The sequence below is a fragment of the uncultured Aquabacterium sp. genome (assembly GCF_913773725.1).
GTDB lineage: Bacteria > Pseudomonadota > Gammaproteobacteria > Burkholderiales > Burkholderiaceae_C > Aquabacterium.
The window spans coordinates 32,494-48,351 of the sequence record NZ_CAJYGK010000157.1 but is presented as its reverse complement, the minus strand read 5'-3'; the positions used below and the strand labels follow the sequence as shown (position 1 = coordinate 48,351).

Annotated in this window: 13 protein-coding genes; 7 read left to right on the top strand and 6 right to left on the bottom strand. The window is 65.6% G+C overall.

The window, feature by feature from the left end:
• Window positions 1–128 precede the first annotated feature (128 nt).
• The 4 genes from hslV to QZ709_RS19300 form a co-directional block, all read right to left on the bottom strand.
• Window positions 129–677, bottom strand: a complete 549-nt coding sequence (gene hslV, locus QZ709_RS19315; protein WP_294639173.1) for an ATP-dependent protease subunit HslV — start codon at window positions 675–677, stop codon at window positions 129–131.
• A gap of 111 nt (window positions 678–788) precedes the next feature.
• The gene (locus QZ709_RS19310; protein WP_294639172.1) at window positions 789–2,597 is read right to left on the bottom strand and encodes an STAS domain-containing protein; all 1,809 of its coding nucleotides are present in this window, start codon (window positions 2,595–2,597) and stop codon (window positions 789–791) included.
• A 41-nt stretch (window positions 2,598–2,638) separates the two neighbouring features.
• Window positions 2,639–3,232, bottom strand: coding sequence for an RNA polymerase-binding protein DksA (dksA, locus tag QZ709_RS19305; RefSeq protein WP_294639177.1), 594 nt, complete (start codon window positions 3,230–3,232; stop codon window positions 2,639–2,641).
• A 146-nt stretch (window positions 3,233–3,378) separates the two neighbouring features.
• Entirely contained in the window at window positions 3,379–4,416 is a 1,038-nt protein-coding gene (locus QZ709_RS19300) for a GTP-binding protein (RefSeq protein WP_294639171.1), read from the bottom strand.
• Between the two features lie 181 nt (window positions 4,417–4,597).
• Here QZ709_RS19300 and QZ709_RS19295 point away from each other — a divergent pair, with 181 nt between their 5' ends.
• The 6 genes from QZ709_RS19295 (at window position 4,598) to QZ709_RS19270 (ending at window position 11,815) form a co-directional block, all read left to right on the top strand.
• Entirely contained in the window at window positions 4,598–5,416 is an 819-nt protein-coding gene (locus QZ709_RS19295; protein WP_294639176.1) for a transporter associated domain-containing protein, read from the top strand.
• On the top strand, window positions 5,416–6,990 hold the full coding sequence (lnt, locus tag QZ709_RS19290; RefSeq protein WP_294639170.1) for an apolipoprotein N-acyltransferase: 1,575 nt from the start codon (window positions 5,416–5,418) through the stop codon (window positions 6,988–6,990). Before QZ709_RS19295 ends, lnt begins: the two co-directional genes overlap by 1 nt.
• A gap of 111 nt (window positions 6,991–7,101) precedes the next feature.
• Complete coding sequence (gene glyQ / locus QZ709_RS19285) at window positions 7,102–8,022, top strand: glycine--tRNA ligase subunit alpha (RefSeq protein WP_294639169.1); 921 nt, start codon at window positions 7,102–7,104, stop codon at window positions 8,020–8,022.
• A 2-nt stretch (window positions 8,023–8,024) separates the two neighbouring features.
• Window positions 8,025–10,196: a glycine--tRNA ligase subunit beta gene (glyS, locus tag QZ709_RS19280; RefSeq protein WP_294639168.1), complete on the top strand. Its 2,172-nt coding sequence runs from the start codon at window positions 8,025–8,027 to the stop codon at window positions 10,194–10,196.
• Window positions 10,197–10,229: 33 nt separating this feature from the next.
• Entirely contained in the window at window positions 10,230–10,838 is a 609-nt protein-coding gene (gene gmhB / locus QZ709_RS19275) for a D-glycero-beta-D-manno-heptose 1,7-bisphosphate 7-phosphatase (RefSeq protein ID WP_294639167.1), read from the top strand.
• A 14-nt stretch (window positions 10,839–10,852) separates the two neighbouring features.
• A complete protein-coding gene (locus QZ709_RS19270) occupies window positions 10,853–11,815 on the top strand; it encodes a SprT family zinc-dependent metalloprotease (RefSeq protein WP_294639166.1) in 963 nt (320 codons plus the stop codon).
• Between the two features lie 29 nt (window positions 11,816–11,844).
• Here the strand turns inward: QZ709_RS19270 and QZ709_RS19265 are convergent, their stop codons facing one another.
• Window positions 11,845–12,852, bottom strand: coding sequence for an MBL fold metallo-hydrolase (locus tag QZ709_RS19265; protein ID WP_294639165.1), 1,008 nt, complete (start codon window positions 12,850–12,852; stop codon window positions 11,845–11,847).
• A gap of 238 nt (window positions 12,853–13,090) precedes the next feature.
• Between QZ709_RS19265 and aceK the strand changes: the two genes are divergently transcribed.
• Complete coding sequence (gene aceK / locus QZ709_RS19260; RefSeq protein WP_294639164.1) at window positions 13,091–14,977, top strand: bifunctional isocitrate dehydrogenase kinase/phosphatase; 1,887 nt, start codon at window positions 13,091–13,093, stop codon at window positions 14,975–14,977.
• Window positions 14,978–15,069: 92 nt separating this feature from the next.
• Here aceK and QZ709_RS19255 read toward each other — a convergent pair whose 3' ends face one another.
• Entirely contained in the window at window positions 15,070–15,849 is a 780-nt protein-coding gene (locus tag QZ709_RS19255) for an outer membrane protein assembly factor BamD (protein WP_294639175.1), read from the bottom strand.
• Window positions 15,850–15,858 lie beyond the last annotated feature (9 nt).

Below are 15,858 nucleotides of genomic sequence, written 5' to 3'. Positions count from 1 at the left end.
CTCATCGACCTGCTGGCGTCGCCAGCGGTTGCGCAGGGCAATGGCCACGGCCCGTTTGGCCTCGCGTTGGCCGACGATGTGCCGATCGAGCTCGCTGACGATTTCCTGTGGGGTCATGCTCATGGTGTTCAGTCCAGCGTCTCGATGGTGTGGTTCTGGTTGGTGTAGATGCACAGGTCGCCCGCGATCACGAGCGACTGCTTGACCATGTCGGCGGCACTCAGGTCGGCGTGGGCCACCAGCGCGCGCGCCGCGGCCTGCGCGTAAGCGCCACCCGACCCGATGGCGATGATGCCGTGCTCGGGCTCCAGCACGTCCCCATTCCCGGTGATGATGAGGGAGGTGTTCCGGTCTGCCACGGCGAGCATGGCCTCAAGCTTGCGCAACACCCGGTCGGTGCGCCAGTCGCGCGTCAGTTCGACGGCGGCCCGGGCCAGGTGGCCCTGGTGCTTCTCCAGCTTGGCCTCGAAGCGCTCGAACAGGGTGAAGGCATCGGCCGTGGCGCCGGCAAAGCCAGCCAGCACCTGGTCTCGGTACAGTTTGCGCACCTTGCGTGCCGTGGCCTTGACCACGATGTGTCCGAGGGTGACCTGACCATCGCCGCCCATGGCGACCTGCCAGCCCTGCGGGGTCTGGCGGCGAACGCTGACGATGGTGGTGCCGTGATAGGAGTCCATGCTGCTCGACGAAAAACGACGGACCTGTAGAGGTGGGGGCGAGCCGACTGCTTTCAAGAGGTCAGCAGGGGATGTACCCGCCGGAGGGGCTCCAGGACGTCGCGGTGAGCGTCAGGCGCTCAGCAGCTTCACGCGGGCGTGCTCGTTGATGCCCATGGCGCCAAAGAACATGGCGACCAGGCGGTGGGGGTTGAGGAAACTGACCTCTCGCCCCTCGGCCCGCCGGGCCAGGACCCAGTTGAGCAGGTCCCCGGCTGCGATGAAATCCACCCGCAGCAGGTGTTCGCAATCGATGTCAAGGGCGACGCTGGCGCCCAGTTGCTCGTCCAGTCTCTGCAGGGTGGCGCCGATGTCCCCGGCGAGCTGACCTGACAACGTCAACATGGCCACCTGCACGTAATCCGCATCACGGTGCATCACCGATTCGACAAAGCTGGTCGACACCCCGCTCACGCGCGAGAGCGTGCGGGAATGCGGGCTGATCGCGTCGTTGCCTTCCCGGACGGTGCACAGGGCAGGTTCCCACGACGGTGGCGACCGCTCGTAGGTGATGCAGTAGTCGATCGCCGCTTCATCGAATTCGACCGGCCGATTCGACAGACGCAGCAGGGTCAGCCGCAGCATCCAGTAGGCCGGGTCGGCGTCGCGCTGCCCGGTGGCTGCATGGCGGTTCAACACCCCCATCAGGTTGGGCAGGCCGCTCCACACCAGCGCCTGACGCTGTTCACCCCACTGCCGCGCCATCTGCTCCAGCTGGACGGCGCCTTCGGGCGTCACCCGCTGAACCGCCCCCCAGTCCATGGTCAGCGGCTGCGGCATCTGCAGCAACTCCACGCGCAACTGCGCGATGGCGTCCGCGTCAAGCACCGGTGGGGCAACCCAGCCCTCCAGGATGTCGGCGCCGGGCTCGGTGTCCGGGCCATGGTCCACGGCGGGCGGCTGGCGTGTGGGGCGGAAGGCGCTGTCCCCAGAGGTGGTTGCCAGGAACGCGGCCACCTTCTTGGGATATGAAAACCACTGGGGTGCCGAGACGCCGAACTTCTGGGCATAGGACACCGCCAGCTGGTCGAACTTCTGTTGCAGGTCCACCGCGCGGTAGAAGTCAAACAGGACAAGCCAGCACTCCTGGCTGTCATGGCGAGACGCGCCGGGATGCAGCAGGGCCAGCAGGCTTTGCTCGCAGTGATCGAAATCCGCGTTGGCGAAGGCGATGACCGCTTCGTCGAGCTCGGGGTCGTGGACGACCTCGGTCACGTGCACCGCCATGCCGTGCTGGAAGCCGCTGGGCGCCATGGGTGCGGTCAGCGGTGCTGCGAAGGGCGACGTGGCAGGTGGCGCGTCGAACGAAGGCGAGAGCGTGCCCATGATGGGCATCGGGTCGTCGAACGCCACCTTCTGCATCGAGGCCCTGGCAGCGTCCAGGACCGCCTGCGACACCTGGGGCACGTCCTCTTCCAGCGACAAGGGCTGCGTCACCGCCATGGTGAGCCCCGTCGGCGTGGTCACCGTGTCGCCCATGGGCAGCGTGGGCAGGTTGGCCGGCCGGCTGGGAAGGGTGGTGGGCCGCTGCGAGCCGCCGACCATCTGTTGCTCGATCTCGTCGATCTTGGCCTTGACGCCCAGATCGGAGCGCGTGCCCGTGTAGGGGCGCGAGTCGGAATCGATGTTGGAGTTGCCGCTCAGCGCCAGCGCGTTGTCGGGGCTGAGCCCCTCGCGGCGGATCTTGCGCAGCATGTCGAGTTCGCGCTTCCGCACGAAATCGTTTCGGCGCTTGCGCTCGATCATCGCCTTGATTTCACTCTTGGCGTACTGGCTCTCCGCTGCCTCCGCGCTGGGTGTGTCCAGCTCTGTCCAGTCGGTCGTGGGGTTGGCGACGAAGCGCACGACCTTGCGCAGGAAACCGCCAGATTCCTTGCTCATGTTGGTGCGCCTCGCTGTGTTCCGACTGGATTGAGAGTCGATCAGTCCCCGAACATCTTCTGCTTGAGCTCGCGGCGCTGCTGGGCCTCGAGGGACAGCGTGGCGGTGGGGCGAGCCAGCAGGCGGCCGAGGCCGATGGGCTCGCCGGTCTCGTCGCAGAAGCCGTACTCACCCGAGTCGAGGCGGGCCAGTGCCTGAGAGATCTTCTTGAGCAGCTTGCGTTCCCGGTCGCGGGTGCGCAGTTCCAGTGCGTGCTCTTCCTCGATGGTGGCGCGGTCGGCCGGGTCGGGCACGATGGACGTGTCCTCGCGCAGGTGTTCCGTGGTCTCGCCGGCGTTGGACAGCAGGTCCTCCTTCTGGGCTTCCAGTCGGGCGCGGAAGAAGTCCAGCTGCTTGTCGTTCATGTACTCGGCGTCCGGCATGGCCAGCAGTTCGGCTTCCGTCAGATCGCGCCCGGCTTTGGTTTTCCAGGCGTTCGCGAGTTTGGTGTCAACCTTGGTGGCAGTGCTTGTCATGGTCTCGGAGGTGCGGATGGGAGGCGACGAGCGCCCTGGCGCCACGGAAGCGGCTGATGGATGGGCTTCGGCCTTCTGCGCCGAAGCTTGAGCGACACGTTGGCACGTGCCGGGCAGCAGCGGGTCATGCGGCGGTGTGGGTTGATCGTATTGTGCGCCCGTCCGTCCCCTCGCGGGGGAAAGATGGAAGCGCGCGGATTGTAGCCACGCCGGCACGCTGTTTTCTGCGTGTCATCCCCAGTTTGTATCGCCCCGTTGGGGGAGTGTCACGCCAGACACTGGTCCAGCCCGGCCTTGAAGAGGTCCTGGGGCAGGTCGATGCCGATGAAGACCAGCTTGCTGATCTTCTGCTCGCCAGCCGCCCATTTGGGGCCCATGTCGCTGCCCATCAACTGGTGCACGCCCTGGAAGACGACCTTGCGCTCCATGCCCTTGACGTGCAGCACACCCTTGTAGCGCAGCATTTTGGGGCCATAGATCTGCACCATGGAGCCGAGGAAGTCCTCCAGCTTGGTGGCATCAAACGGCTTGGTATTCTTGTAGACGAAGGACTTGACGTCGTCGTCGTGCGCGTGGTGATGGGGGTGATCGCAGTGCTCCCCGTGCTCATGGTCGTGGTGATGATGGTGACCATGACCATGGCCCTCTTCCTTCAGGAAGTCGGGATCGATGTCGAGCTTGGCGTTCAGGTTGAAGCCCTTGAGATCAAAGACCTCGGCAATCGGCACCTCGCCGAAGTGCACGCGTTTCTGCGGTGCACGGGGGTTCATGTGCTTCAGGCGGTGGGCGAGGGCGTCGGCCTCTTCTGCACTCACAAGGTCCGTCTTGCTCATGAAGATCTGATCAGCGAAACCGACCTGGCGGCGCGCCTCCTGCCGCTGGTCCAGTTGCTGGTTGCCGTGCTTGGCATCGACCAGGGTGAGGATCGAGTCGAGCAGGTAGAGCTCGGCGATCTCGTCGTCCATGAAGAATGTCTGCGCCACGGGGCCCGGGTCGGCCACGCCGGTGGTCTCGATCACGACGCGGTCGAAAGCCAGCGTGCCGGCCTTTCTTTGCTTGGCCAGATCGGCAAGGGTTTCGCGCAGGTCTTCCCGAATCGTGCAACAGACGCATCCGTTGCTCATCTGGATGATCTGTTCCTCGGTGTCGGCCACCAGGATGTCGTTGTCGATGTTTTCCTCGCCGAACTCGTTCTCGATGACGGCGATGCGCTGGCCGTGTGATTCGGTCAGAACGCGCTTGAGCAGCGTTGTCTTGCCGCTGCCGAGGAAACCGGTGAGGATGGTGACAGGAATCAGGCTCATGGCACAAGTGTAGCCCTGCCTGCGGAGTCGGCTCCCCGCCCGGCCATGGTGTCCGACGGGGCATGGGGTATTCTTGCGGCATTGCAACCACGACACCAACGCCGTGTCCGACTCTCCCCCCAGTCGACTCTCTCGAGCCGACAAGAGCGCGCAGCCCCCTCGCTCGCGCGACCCTCGCAGCCTGTTTGTCCGTCTGGTCGAGTTTCTGTCTCCGGGCCCGGACTCCACCGCGGAGCTGATCGAGACCCTGGCCGACGCCGAGCAGCGCGAGTTGATCGAGCCCGAATCCCGGGTGATGCTCGAAGGCGTGATCCGGATGGCCACAATGACGGCCGGCGATGTCATGGTGGCCGTGCGCCGCATGGACTTGCTGGACATCGAATCGCCGTACGATGCGCTGCTGGCTCAGGTCATCGACACCGGACACTCGCGTTTTCCGGTCTTCGAGGGGTCCCGTGACAACATCATCGGGATCCTGATGGCGAAGGACCTGCTGAAGCTGCAGCGCGCGCCCGAGTTGAACCTTCGCACCCTGTTGCGCCCGCCAGTGTTCGTGCCTGAATCCAAGGGGCTCAATGAGTTGTTGCGCGATTTCCGCTCTACCCGCAGCCACCTTGCCATCGTCATCGATGAGTTTGGCAAGACCGCGGGTCTGATCACGATCGAAGACGTGCTTGAGGAAATCGTGGGCGAGATCGAGGACGAATTCGACGAGGAAGATGGGCAGGCCAGCATCTTCACGCTGGCCGATGGCAGCCAGCGGGTGGCTGGTGACGCCCCGATCGACTCGGTCAACGAGACGTTTGACGCCGATCTGCCCGTGGACGAATTCGACACCATCGGCGGCCTGGTGGCCCATGAGCTCGGGCGGGTACCGCGGCGCGGTGAGTACGTCGATCTGGGCGGGCTGCGGTTCAGGGTGATGCTGGCCCGCGGTGGTGCGGTTCGCTGGTTCAAGGTCACCCGGGCGCCTGATCAGGCCGAAGCGGCGGCTTCCTGATGGGCGTGCCGGTGTTGCGTGCGCGGGGCGGCGCGGGCTCGACGCCCTGGTTGCCCCTGGGGCGGACCTGGTTGGGCGCACTGGCCGCGGGCGGCTTGCACGCCGTCGCGCTGTCTCCCTGGGTGCATGCCCTTGCAGGTTGGATGCCCGCTGTCTTGCAAACCCTGGCACTTGCTTGTCTGGCGTGGCTGCTGGCGCCCAGGCGTCCCGCCCGACAAGTCGCGTTGCTGACCTGGCTGTATGGCACGGTGTGGCTCGTTGGCGCGACCGGGTGGATGTTCGTGAGCCTGCACCGGTATGGCGGTCTGCCGGCCTGGTTGTCGGCGCTTGCCGTCGGGCTGCTTTGCGCGGCACTCTCGTTGTATCTGGGGGCCGCGGGCTGGCTTTGGGCGCGTGGCCGAACCGGACACAGCCTGGTTGACGCGGCTGCATGGGGCGGTGCCTGGCTGCTGGCTGAATGGGCGCGTGCGGTGGTGTTCACCGGCTTTCCCTGGGGCGCAAGCGGTTATGGCCTGGTCGATACCCCGTTGGCGGGGCTGGCGCCCTGGGTGGGCGTTTACGGTCTGGGCGCCGTCTGGGCGGGGGGCGTGACGGCTGTCGTCTGGTCTTTCGGGCCGGGCGGACGAGGCGGGCTTCGTCTGGCCGGTGTCGCGGTCGCGGCAGGGGGGCTGCTCGTGGCCTGGGCGATGGGCCGGGTGTCGTTCACCGAGCCGGTGGGCGAGCCGCTGTCGGTGACCCTGCTGCAGAGCAATGTGCCGCAGGACGAGAAGTTTGCCGTGGAGCGCCAGGGGGCCATGCTGCACTGGCATGCCCAGCAGCTCGTGTCGGCTCGTACGGCGCTGGTCGTTGCACCCGAGACGGCCATTCCACTGCTGCCGTCGCAGCTGCCCGAGGGCTACTGGCCGTCGCTGGTGGCCAGCTTTCCGAGGGCGGGCACGCGCCAGGCGCTGGTCGGGGTGCCGCTGGGTGATTTCGAGCAGGGCTACACCAATTCGGTGGTCGGCCTGGGGGGCGTGGAGTCGCCCTATCGCTACGACAAGCACCACCTCGTGCCTTTCGGCGAGTTCATCCCTTGGGGCTTTCGCTGGTTCGTGCGCATGATGAACATGCCGCTGGGCGACTTCACCCGCGGCCCTCTGGTGGCACCTTCGTTCGCCGTGAGAGACCAGCGGGTGGCGCCCACCGTGTGTTACGAGGATCTGTTCGGAGAAGAGCTGGCGGCGCGTTTCGGCGTGCCCGCGGAGGCGCCCACCCTGCTGGCCAACGTCAGCAACTTGGCCTGGTTTGGTGAATCGGTGGCCATTCACCAGCACCTTCAAATCGCGCGCATGCGCTCGTTGGAGTTCCAGTTGCCGACGCTGCGGGCCACCAACACCGGCGCCACTGTCGTGATCGACCACCGTGGGCAGGTCACGGCAAGGCTGCCAGCGAACACCCGTGGCGTGCTGGAAGCGCACGTGCAGGGCATGCAGGGGGTGACCCCATTTGCATGGTGGGCCGCCCGGGCTGGCCTGTGGCCCGCGTTTGCGCTGGCCCTGCTGCTCGTACTGAGGCGCGGCCGGCCGCGCCACTAGAATCGGGGCTTTCCGTCTGCCGCAGCCTTCTGCTGCGGGCAGGGCAAGCTCCTCAAACCAAGAACCCGATGCCGTCCGTCTGTCGGTTCAGGCATCCACCAAGGCTAGACCATGCTGACCTTCCAGCAAATGATTCTGCGACTGCAAAGCTACTGGGATGCCCAGGGCTGTGCGCTGCTGCAACCGTATGACATGGAGGTGGGGGCCGGTACCAGCCACACCGCGACCTTTCTGCGCGCGCTGGGCCCGGAACCCTGGAAGGCGGCCTATGTCCAGCCCAGCCGGCGACCGAAAGACGGCCGCTATGGCGACAACCCCAATCGCCTGCAGCACTACTACCAGTACCAGGTGGTGCTCAAGCCGGCCCCTGCCAACATCCTGGAGCTCTATCTCGGCTCGCTGGAAGCCCTCGGCCTGGATCTGAAGAAGAACGACATCCGCTTTGTCGAAGACGACTGGGAGAACCCCACGCTGGGTGCCTGGGGCCTGGGCTGGGAGGTGTGGCTCAACGGCATGGAAGTGACCCAGTTCACCTATTTCCAGCAGGTGGGCGGCATCGACTGCAAGCCGGCGACGGGAGAGATCACCTACGGCCTCGAGCGCCTGGCCATGTACCTGCAGGGCGTCGAAAACGTGTATGACCTGGTGTACGCGCCGGGCCTGAAGTACGGCGATGTGTTCCACCAGAACGAGGTCGAGCAGTCCACGTACAACTTCGAGCACAGCAATGTGGACTTTCTTCTGGGTGCTTTCTCGAACTACGAGACGCAGGCCAAGTACCTGGTCGAGCAGCAACTGGCGCTGCCGGCGTATGAACAGGTCCTGAAAGCCGCCCACACCTTCAACCTGCTGGACGCCCGCGGCGCCATCTCCGTGACTGAGCGGGCGGCCTACATCGGCCGCATTCGCAACCTGGCCCGGAGCGTGGCCGCGTCCTATCTGGACAGCCGAGCCCGACTGGGCTTCCCGATGGCCCCCAAGGCCTGGGCGGACGAAGTGATCGAACAACTGAACAACAAGAAGGCTGCCTGAGCATGAGCACCGCGAATCTTCTGGTCGAACTGTTTGTCGAAGAACTGCCGCCCAAGGCGCTCAAGAAGCTCGGTGAGTCGTTTGCAACCGTGCTGGCAGACAGCCTGAAGGCGCAGGGTCTTGCGCCGACCACGGCTGTGGCCACCCCGTTTGCCTCGCCCCGCCGTCTGGCGGTGCACGTCACCGGTGTGACGGCCAAGGCGGCGGACCAAGCCGTCCAGCTCAAGCTGATGCCGGTGAGCGTGGCGCTGGACACCAGCGGCCAGCCGACGCCCGCTCTGCTGAAGAAGCTGGCGTCGGTGGGGGTGGGCGCCGAAGTGCTGCCGCAGCTCAAGCGCCAGCCGGATGGCAAGGCCGAGGCCCTGTTCCTCGACAGCGTCAAGCCCGGCGTCGACCTGAGCCAGGGCTTGCAGAAGGCGCTGGACGAGTCCCTGGCCAGGCTGCCGATTCCGAAGGTCATGACCTACCAGCTCGAGCAGGGCGAAGGCGAAGGGTTTCTGCCCGGCTGGACCAGCGTGAACTTCGTGCGGCCGGCCCACGGGCTGGTGGCCTTGCATGGCGACCAGGTGGTGCCCGTGGCCGCGCTGGGCCTCAAAGCAGGGCGCGAGACGCAGGGGCATCGCTTCGAGGCCAAGGTGTCACCGGTCGTGCTGCGTGATGCCGACAGCTACGCGGCCCAGCTGGCAGAAGAGGGCGCCGTGATCGCCAGCTTCGCCGAGCGCCGTGCCGACATCGTGGCCCAACTGGCCGCGGCGGCCGGGCGGGCCGGGCACGACCTGAGGCCGATCGAGGATGAGGCCCTGCTGGACGAGGTGACGGCGCTGGTCGAGCGTCCCAACGTGCTGATCGGCCGATTCGAAGAGGCCTTTCTGGCGGTGCCTCAGGAGTGCCTGATTCTCACGATGAAGGCCAACCAGAAATACTTCCCGCTGCTGGATGCCTCTGGCAAGCTCACTCACCAGTTCCTGGTGGTGAGCAACATCCATCCGTCCGATCCCAGCGCCATCATCGAAGGCAACGAGCGCGTGGTGCGCCCCCGCTTGGCCGACGCAAAGTTCTTCTTCGATCAGGATCGCAAGAAGACGCTGGCCTCCCGTGTGCCGGGCCTGGGCAAGGTGGTGTATCACAACAAGCTGGGGACGCAGGGCGACCGGGCTGAGCGCGTGCGCGCCATCGCCCATGCCATCGTCAATCAGCTGCGCCTGGGTACGCTGCCTTTCACGGTGGACGACAAGGACCACTTCGACGTGCTGGACAGCAAGGCCCAGGAGGCCGCGCGGCTGGCCAAGGCCGACCTGTTGACCGACATGGTTGGCGAGTTTCCAGAACTACAAGGCATCATGGGCGGGTACTACGCCCGCCACGAGGGCTTGCGCGACGGCGTGGCCATCGCGATCGAGGACCACTACAAGCCCCGTTTCGCTGGCGACAGCCTTCCCCGTAACCATACCGGCACGGTGGTGGCGCTGGCCGACAAGCTCGAGACGCTGGTGGGCCTGTTCGGCATCGGCCAGCTGCCCACGGGTGACAAGGACCCGTTCGCGCTGCGCCGTCACGCGCTGGGCGTGATCCGCATTCTGGTCGAAAAGAACCTGCCGCTGGACCTGCCCGCGTTGCTGGAGGCCGTGGTGCCGGTGTTCGGCGACCTGGTCACCAACCCCTGTGAGGCGCTGCTCGCCTTCATGGCAGACCGTCTGGCCGTGTCGCTGCGCGAGCAAGGCTACAGCGCGCAGGAAGTCGACGCGGTGCTGGCCCTGCAACCGGTGCGCCTGTCCGAGGTGCCTCGCCGCCTGGCAGCGGTACGCGCCTTCGCGGCGCTGCCAGAGGCAGCCTCCCTGGCCGCAGCCAACAAGCGCGTCGGCAACATCCTGAAGAAGGCCGAGTCGGTCGTGGCGCCGCGCGTCGAGGCGGCCCTGTTGAAGGAGGCGGCAGAGGCAGCGCTGTACGAGGCGCTGCAGGCTGCCGCGCCGAAGGCCGGTGCGGCTTTCGAGCAAGGTGATTACACTGCGTCCTTGCAGGCGCTCGCAGCGCTCAAGGCGCCGGTGGATGCCTTCTTCGATGGTGTGATGGTCAATGCCGACGATCCTGCCTTGAAGGCCAACCGCCTGGGCCTGCTGGCCACGCTGCATGCCGCCATGAACCGGGTCGCCGACCTGTCCAGACTGGCGGCCTGATTGGGCGGGCGCACCGTACACCCGGGAGCGGGCATGAAGCTGGTCATCATCGATCGCGATGGCACGATCAACCACGAGCGGGAAGACTATGTGAAGTCGCCCGAGGAGTGGGTGCCGCTGCCTGGATCGCTGGAGGCCATTGCCCGCCTCAATCATGCAGGGTGGCACGTCGTGGTGGCCACCAACCAGTCTGGCATCGGGCGAGGCCTGTTCGACATGGTGGCACTCAACGCCATGCACGCCAAGATGAACCAGATGCTGGCGCGTGTGGGCGGGCGGGTCGAGGCGGTGTTCTTCTGCCCCCACACGCCGGAAGACCAGTGCACCTGCCGCAAGCCCATGCCGGGGCTGTTCCAGATGATCGGCCAGCGTTTTGGGCGCGACCTGGTTGGCGTGCCCATGGTGGGAGATCTGCCGCGCGATGTGCTGGCGGCCCAGTCCGTGGGATGTGAGCCGCACCTTGTTCGTACCGGGCAGGCTGCCACCATGCCGGAGGGGGAGTTGCACGAGTTGCGGCGTCGGGTGCCTGACCTCACCATTCACCCGGATTTGTCCGCGTTTGCCGATTTCCTGATCCTCCGGGATCGGCAGGCAAACGGCGAGGACAGCCCGGTCGCCACGCACATGGGGGAGATCCATTGAAGCAGGACGCGCCGATGCAGTTGGGACTGTGGGGTGAGGGTGCCGAAGAGGTGTCGTCGGCATCCCCGTCTTCCTCCGCGTCGGAGAGTGTCGTGCAGGGCGCGGCGGGCACGCTGCAGCACGGCGTGGAAGTGTCCCGGGGCGGGATGCCTCCTCATGCACAAGGCCTGGACGCCACGTCAGTCGGCGATGCCGCAGGTGTGCACGCGAGCGGGCTGCCGTTGTACCGGCATCCCCGCGCCGAACGCGAAATCCGCCTGGGTAAAGCCGTGGTGGCCTACGAGGTGAAGCGAGTGCGGCGGCGCAGCATCGGCATGGTGGTCGGTGTCGACGGGCTCAGCGTGCGTGCGCCAAGGTGGGTGTCCTGGGGGGACATCGAATCGGCACTGCGTGCCAAGGAGCGCTGGATCTGTACCAAGCTCGTGGAGCAGCGTGAGCGGGCACGACGCCAGATGTCGGCCCGCATCGACTGGCAGGAGGGCGCAGAGGTGCCCTTTCTCGGGGAGTCGGTCGTCATCGTGCTGGATCCGGGGCGCACCGGTGCTCATCTGATGCCGGCCCCGCGCGACGCCACGCTGCCCGGTGTCACGCGGCGGGCCCTGCACCTTGGGCTGCCGCAGGACGCGGCGCCCGAGCAGATCCGTGATGCGACCGAAGCCTGGTTGCAACGGGAGGCGAGGGCGATCTTCTCCGGACGGGTGGCTCACTACGCCGACCGTCTTGGGGTCGCGGTCACCAAGATCAGCCTGTCATCGGCCCGGACCCGGTGGGGGAGCGCCAGTGCCGACGGCTCCATCCGCCTGCATTGGCGGCTCGTCCATTTCGGACTGTCGATCATCGACTATGTTGTGGCGCATGAACTGGCGCATCTGCGCGAGATGAACCACAGCCCGCGCTTCTGGGCCGTGGTGCGCTCCATCATGCCGGACTACGATGGCCCCCGGGACCAGCTCCGGCACGTAGCGATCCCGGACTGACGCGGTTCAGGCAGGACCGCTGGGATGCGTCAGTGTGTGCCGTAGCGCCACACGCCCGAGGCATCCTGCTCACGTCGCAATACACCCTGGTGCCAGAGGTGGTTCAGGTGGGCCACGGCCTCGCCCATGGCGAAGGTGGTCTGGTGCAGGTCCAGCTGGCGATGAAAGAGCACGGGCAGCATCTCCGCTGCCGTCGAGGGTTTTGCGCGGCAGGCGGCTTCCACTTCGGCCAGCCGCTCGGCATGGTGAGCGTGCAGCTGGTCGATGCGCGCGTGAATGCCGCGGAAAGGCAGCCCGTGTGACGGCAGGGCCAGCGTGTCCGCAGGCAGGTCGCGCATGCGCTCGATGGAGGCCAGGAACAGCCCCAGCGCATCGCCCTCTGGTTCAAGGTCGGTCACGCTGACGTTGGTGGAGATCGTGGGCAGCAGCATGTCGCCGGAAATCAGCAGGCCGTCCTGCTCGCAGAACAGCGCGATGTGCTCGGGGCTGTGGCCATACCCGGCGATACAGCGCCAGTCGCGCGTCCCGATCCGCAAGGTCATGCCGTCCATCAGCCGACGATAGGCCAGAGGCATCTCGGGCACCAGCGACGAAAAGTAGTCACCCCTTGCACGCACCTTGGCCAGGTCTTCCGGACTGCTCAACCCATGCGCCTGGAAATGAGCGGCAGCGCGCTCACCGCCAAAGCCGGTGGTCGATTGCAGGGCCAGTCGGGCGCCCTGGTAGTCGGACTGACTCATCCACAGGCGGGCCGGCGCGCCCTGAGCGCTGTCGCGCTCGATGAGCCACTGCGCGTTGCCGACATGGTCTGGGTGCATGTGGGTCACCAGCATGCGGCCCAGTGGCCGGGCTGCCAGGGGAGCGCGCCACAGCGTCTGCCAGGCGCTGCGGATGGTCTCGGTCGCGACCCCCGCATCGACCACCATCCAGGTGGGGGTGCTGTCCAGTTCGTCCTCCAGCACCCACAGATTGATGTGGTTCAGCGCAAAAGGCATCGGCATGCGCACCCAATGCAGTCCGGCGAAGAGGGACAGCATGTCGCCCGTTGCGGGTGTCTGTCGGTCCCAGGGGTAGGTGAGGGGGCTCGAGGCGGGGGCGTTCATGGGGCAGGTGGCAGCGTCCACAGGGATGGTTGCTGCATTGTGCCCGTTGCCGCCTCGGGGCGCGTTGGCGGGTGGGATCGGCGTGCTGACCCTTGCATAATGCCGTGGTGTCCGGTTGACCGTCGGTGTCGGCCGGGCTTGGCCCACCTCATCACACTCAGCCTGGCCCACGATGTTTCCGCAACAACTCACCGACTCCCGGGTTTTCGAGATCGCCAAAGCCTTGCTCGACGGCTTTGATCGCCACTACAAGATCTTCAGCGAGACCAGCGCCCAGTCCAAGCGTCGCTTCGAGCAGGCCGACTGGCATGGGCAGCAACTGGCCCAGCGCGCCCGGATCGAGTTCTACGACATGCGGGTGGACGAGGCCATCGAGCGGCTGGAGCGTGACTTCAGCGCCAGCAAGCTGCCGATGGAGGTGTGGCACCAGGTCAAGCTGTTCTACATCGGCCTGTTGACCGGGCACCACCAGCCCGAGCTGGCAGAGACCTTCTTCAACTCGGTCACCATCCAGATCCTGCATCGCAAGTACTACCGCAACGACTTCATCTTCGTGCGGCCTGCGGTGTCGACGGAGTACATCGACGACGAGGAAGGCAAGCCCACTTTCCGGGCCTTCTACCCGACGAAGGACAGCCTGCGGGAGACCCTGAAGGCCGTGGTCGAGAGCTATGAGCTCGCCGTGCCGTTCGACGACCTCGACCGTGACGTCGGCCTGGTGTATGAGGCCCTCATGGAGCAGGTCGGCAACGTGCGTCTGCGCACGAACTTCCAGATCCAGGTCCTGTCGTCGCTGTTCTTCCGCAACAAGGGGGCCTACATCGTCGGCAAGGTGGTCAATGGTTTCCGTAGCCTGCCGTTTGCCATTCCCATCCTGCACAACTCCAAGAAGCGGCTCTACATCGACGCGGCCCTGTTCGGCGAGGACGATCTGCTGGCCCTGTTCAGTTTCGCGCGGGCCTACTTCATGGTCGACATGAGGGTGCCCTCGGCCTACGTGCAGTTTCTCCGTTCGCTGATGCCCCGCAAGCCGCGTGGTGAGATCTACAGTGCCATCGGCCTGCAGAAGCACGGCAAGAACCTGTTCTACCGCGATTTCCTGTTCCACCTGCGGCATTCGACCGACAAATTCCGCATCGCCCCCGGTATCAAGGGCATGGTGATGTTGGTGTTCGATCTGCCGTCCTATCCCTTCGTCTTCAAGGTCATCAAGGACTATTTCCCGCCACAGAAAGAGACCACGCGCGAGGGCATCATGGGCAAGTACCAGCTCGTGAAGCAGCACGATCGCGTGGGCCGCATGGCGGACTCGCTCGAGTTCACCAAAGTGGCTTTCCCGCGCAACCGCTTCGAGGACGAGCTCATCGAGGAACTGCGCAAGTTCGCGCCCAGCGTGATCGAGGAAGAGGGCGACTCGCTGGTGATCAAGCACCTCTACATCGAGCGTCGCATGGTGCCGCTCAACATCTACCTGCAGGATGCATCGCCCTCGTCGATGGAGCACGCGGTCATCGAGTACGGCAATGCGATCAAGGATCTGGTGGCCGCCAACATCTTCCCCGGAGACATGCTGTGGAAGAACTTCGGTGTGACGCGCAACGGCAAGGTCGTTTTCTACGACTACGACGAGATCGAATACATCACCGACTGCAACTTCCGCAAGGTGCCGGCACCCCGTACCGAGGAAGACGAAATGTCTGGCGAGATCTGGTACTCGGTGGGGCCCCACGACGTGTTTCCGGAAACATTCGGCCCCTTCCTGCTGGGTGATCCGCGCGTGCGCCAGATCTTCATGCAGCATCACGCTGATCTGTTGGATCCGGCGTACTGGCAGGAGCGCAAGGAGCGCATCCAGGCGGGGTACGTGCACGACGTCTTCCCGTATGACCGGTCACGCCGGTTCATCCACAAGATCCAGGGCGCCGCCGCTGCGCAGCGTCCTGAAGACGACATGATCCCTGCCGAAGAAGCCGTGGACGTGCGACCCGAAGGGCCGGAAGTGCACGACCAGGGGGTGTTGAGCGGCTTTGCCACTGGCGGCGTGCACGCGGGGGACTGACTGGCCGCCGGCCCTCGCGCTCTCGGGCGCAGAGGGCTCAATGAGAACGGGCCCCGAAGGGCCCGTTCTGCTGGATCAGCGTGGGGAAGTGCTCACCACAGTTGCCACCACGGCTTCTTGGGGGCCTTGGTCGCCTCTTCGGTCTTGAGGTACGCGCTCTCGGGGAAGTTCTGCCGCAGCACGCGCACGGCATCATCACGCAGCGGAGCCAGGCCAAGGGCGTCATAGCTACGGGCCATGATGGACAGCGCCTCTTCCACCGCGGGAGACTGGCGGTACTCGCGTACGGTGACCTGGGCGCGGTTGGCTGCCGCCAGGTATGCGCCTCGACGGAAGTAATAGCGCGCAATGTGCACTTCGCCGGCCGCCATCGAATTCACGATGTGGTTCATCCGCAGGCGGGCATCCGGTGCGTACTTCGAAGTGGGAAAGCGATCGATCAGTGTGCGGAACGACTCGTATGCGTCGCGCGATGCCTGTTGATCCCGCTCGGAGATGTCCTGGTTCGCCAGGCGACCGAACAGCCCCAGGTTGTCGTTGAAATTGACGAGACCTTGCAGGTAGTAGGCATAGTCCAGCGCCGGGCTGGTGGGGTGCAGCCGGATGAAGCGTTCGAGCTTGGCGAGGGCCTGGGCACGCTCGCCGGTGCGGTAGTACGAATAAGCCAGGTCGATCTGGGCCTGCTGGGCGAGCAGGGTGCCTGACGCACGCGCTTCGACCTTCTCCAGCTTCTTGATGGCCGTTTCGAAGTTGCCGTCGGAGGTGTCTTCCTTGGCGTCTGCGTACAATTTGTCCGGACTGATGTTGGCGAACTCGTCCTTCGGGGTCGACTCACAGGCCGTCAGTGCGGCCGCCATGGCCAGCACCACGATGCCCGCGCG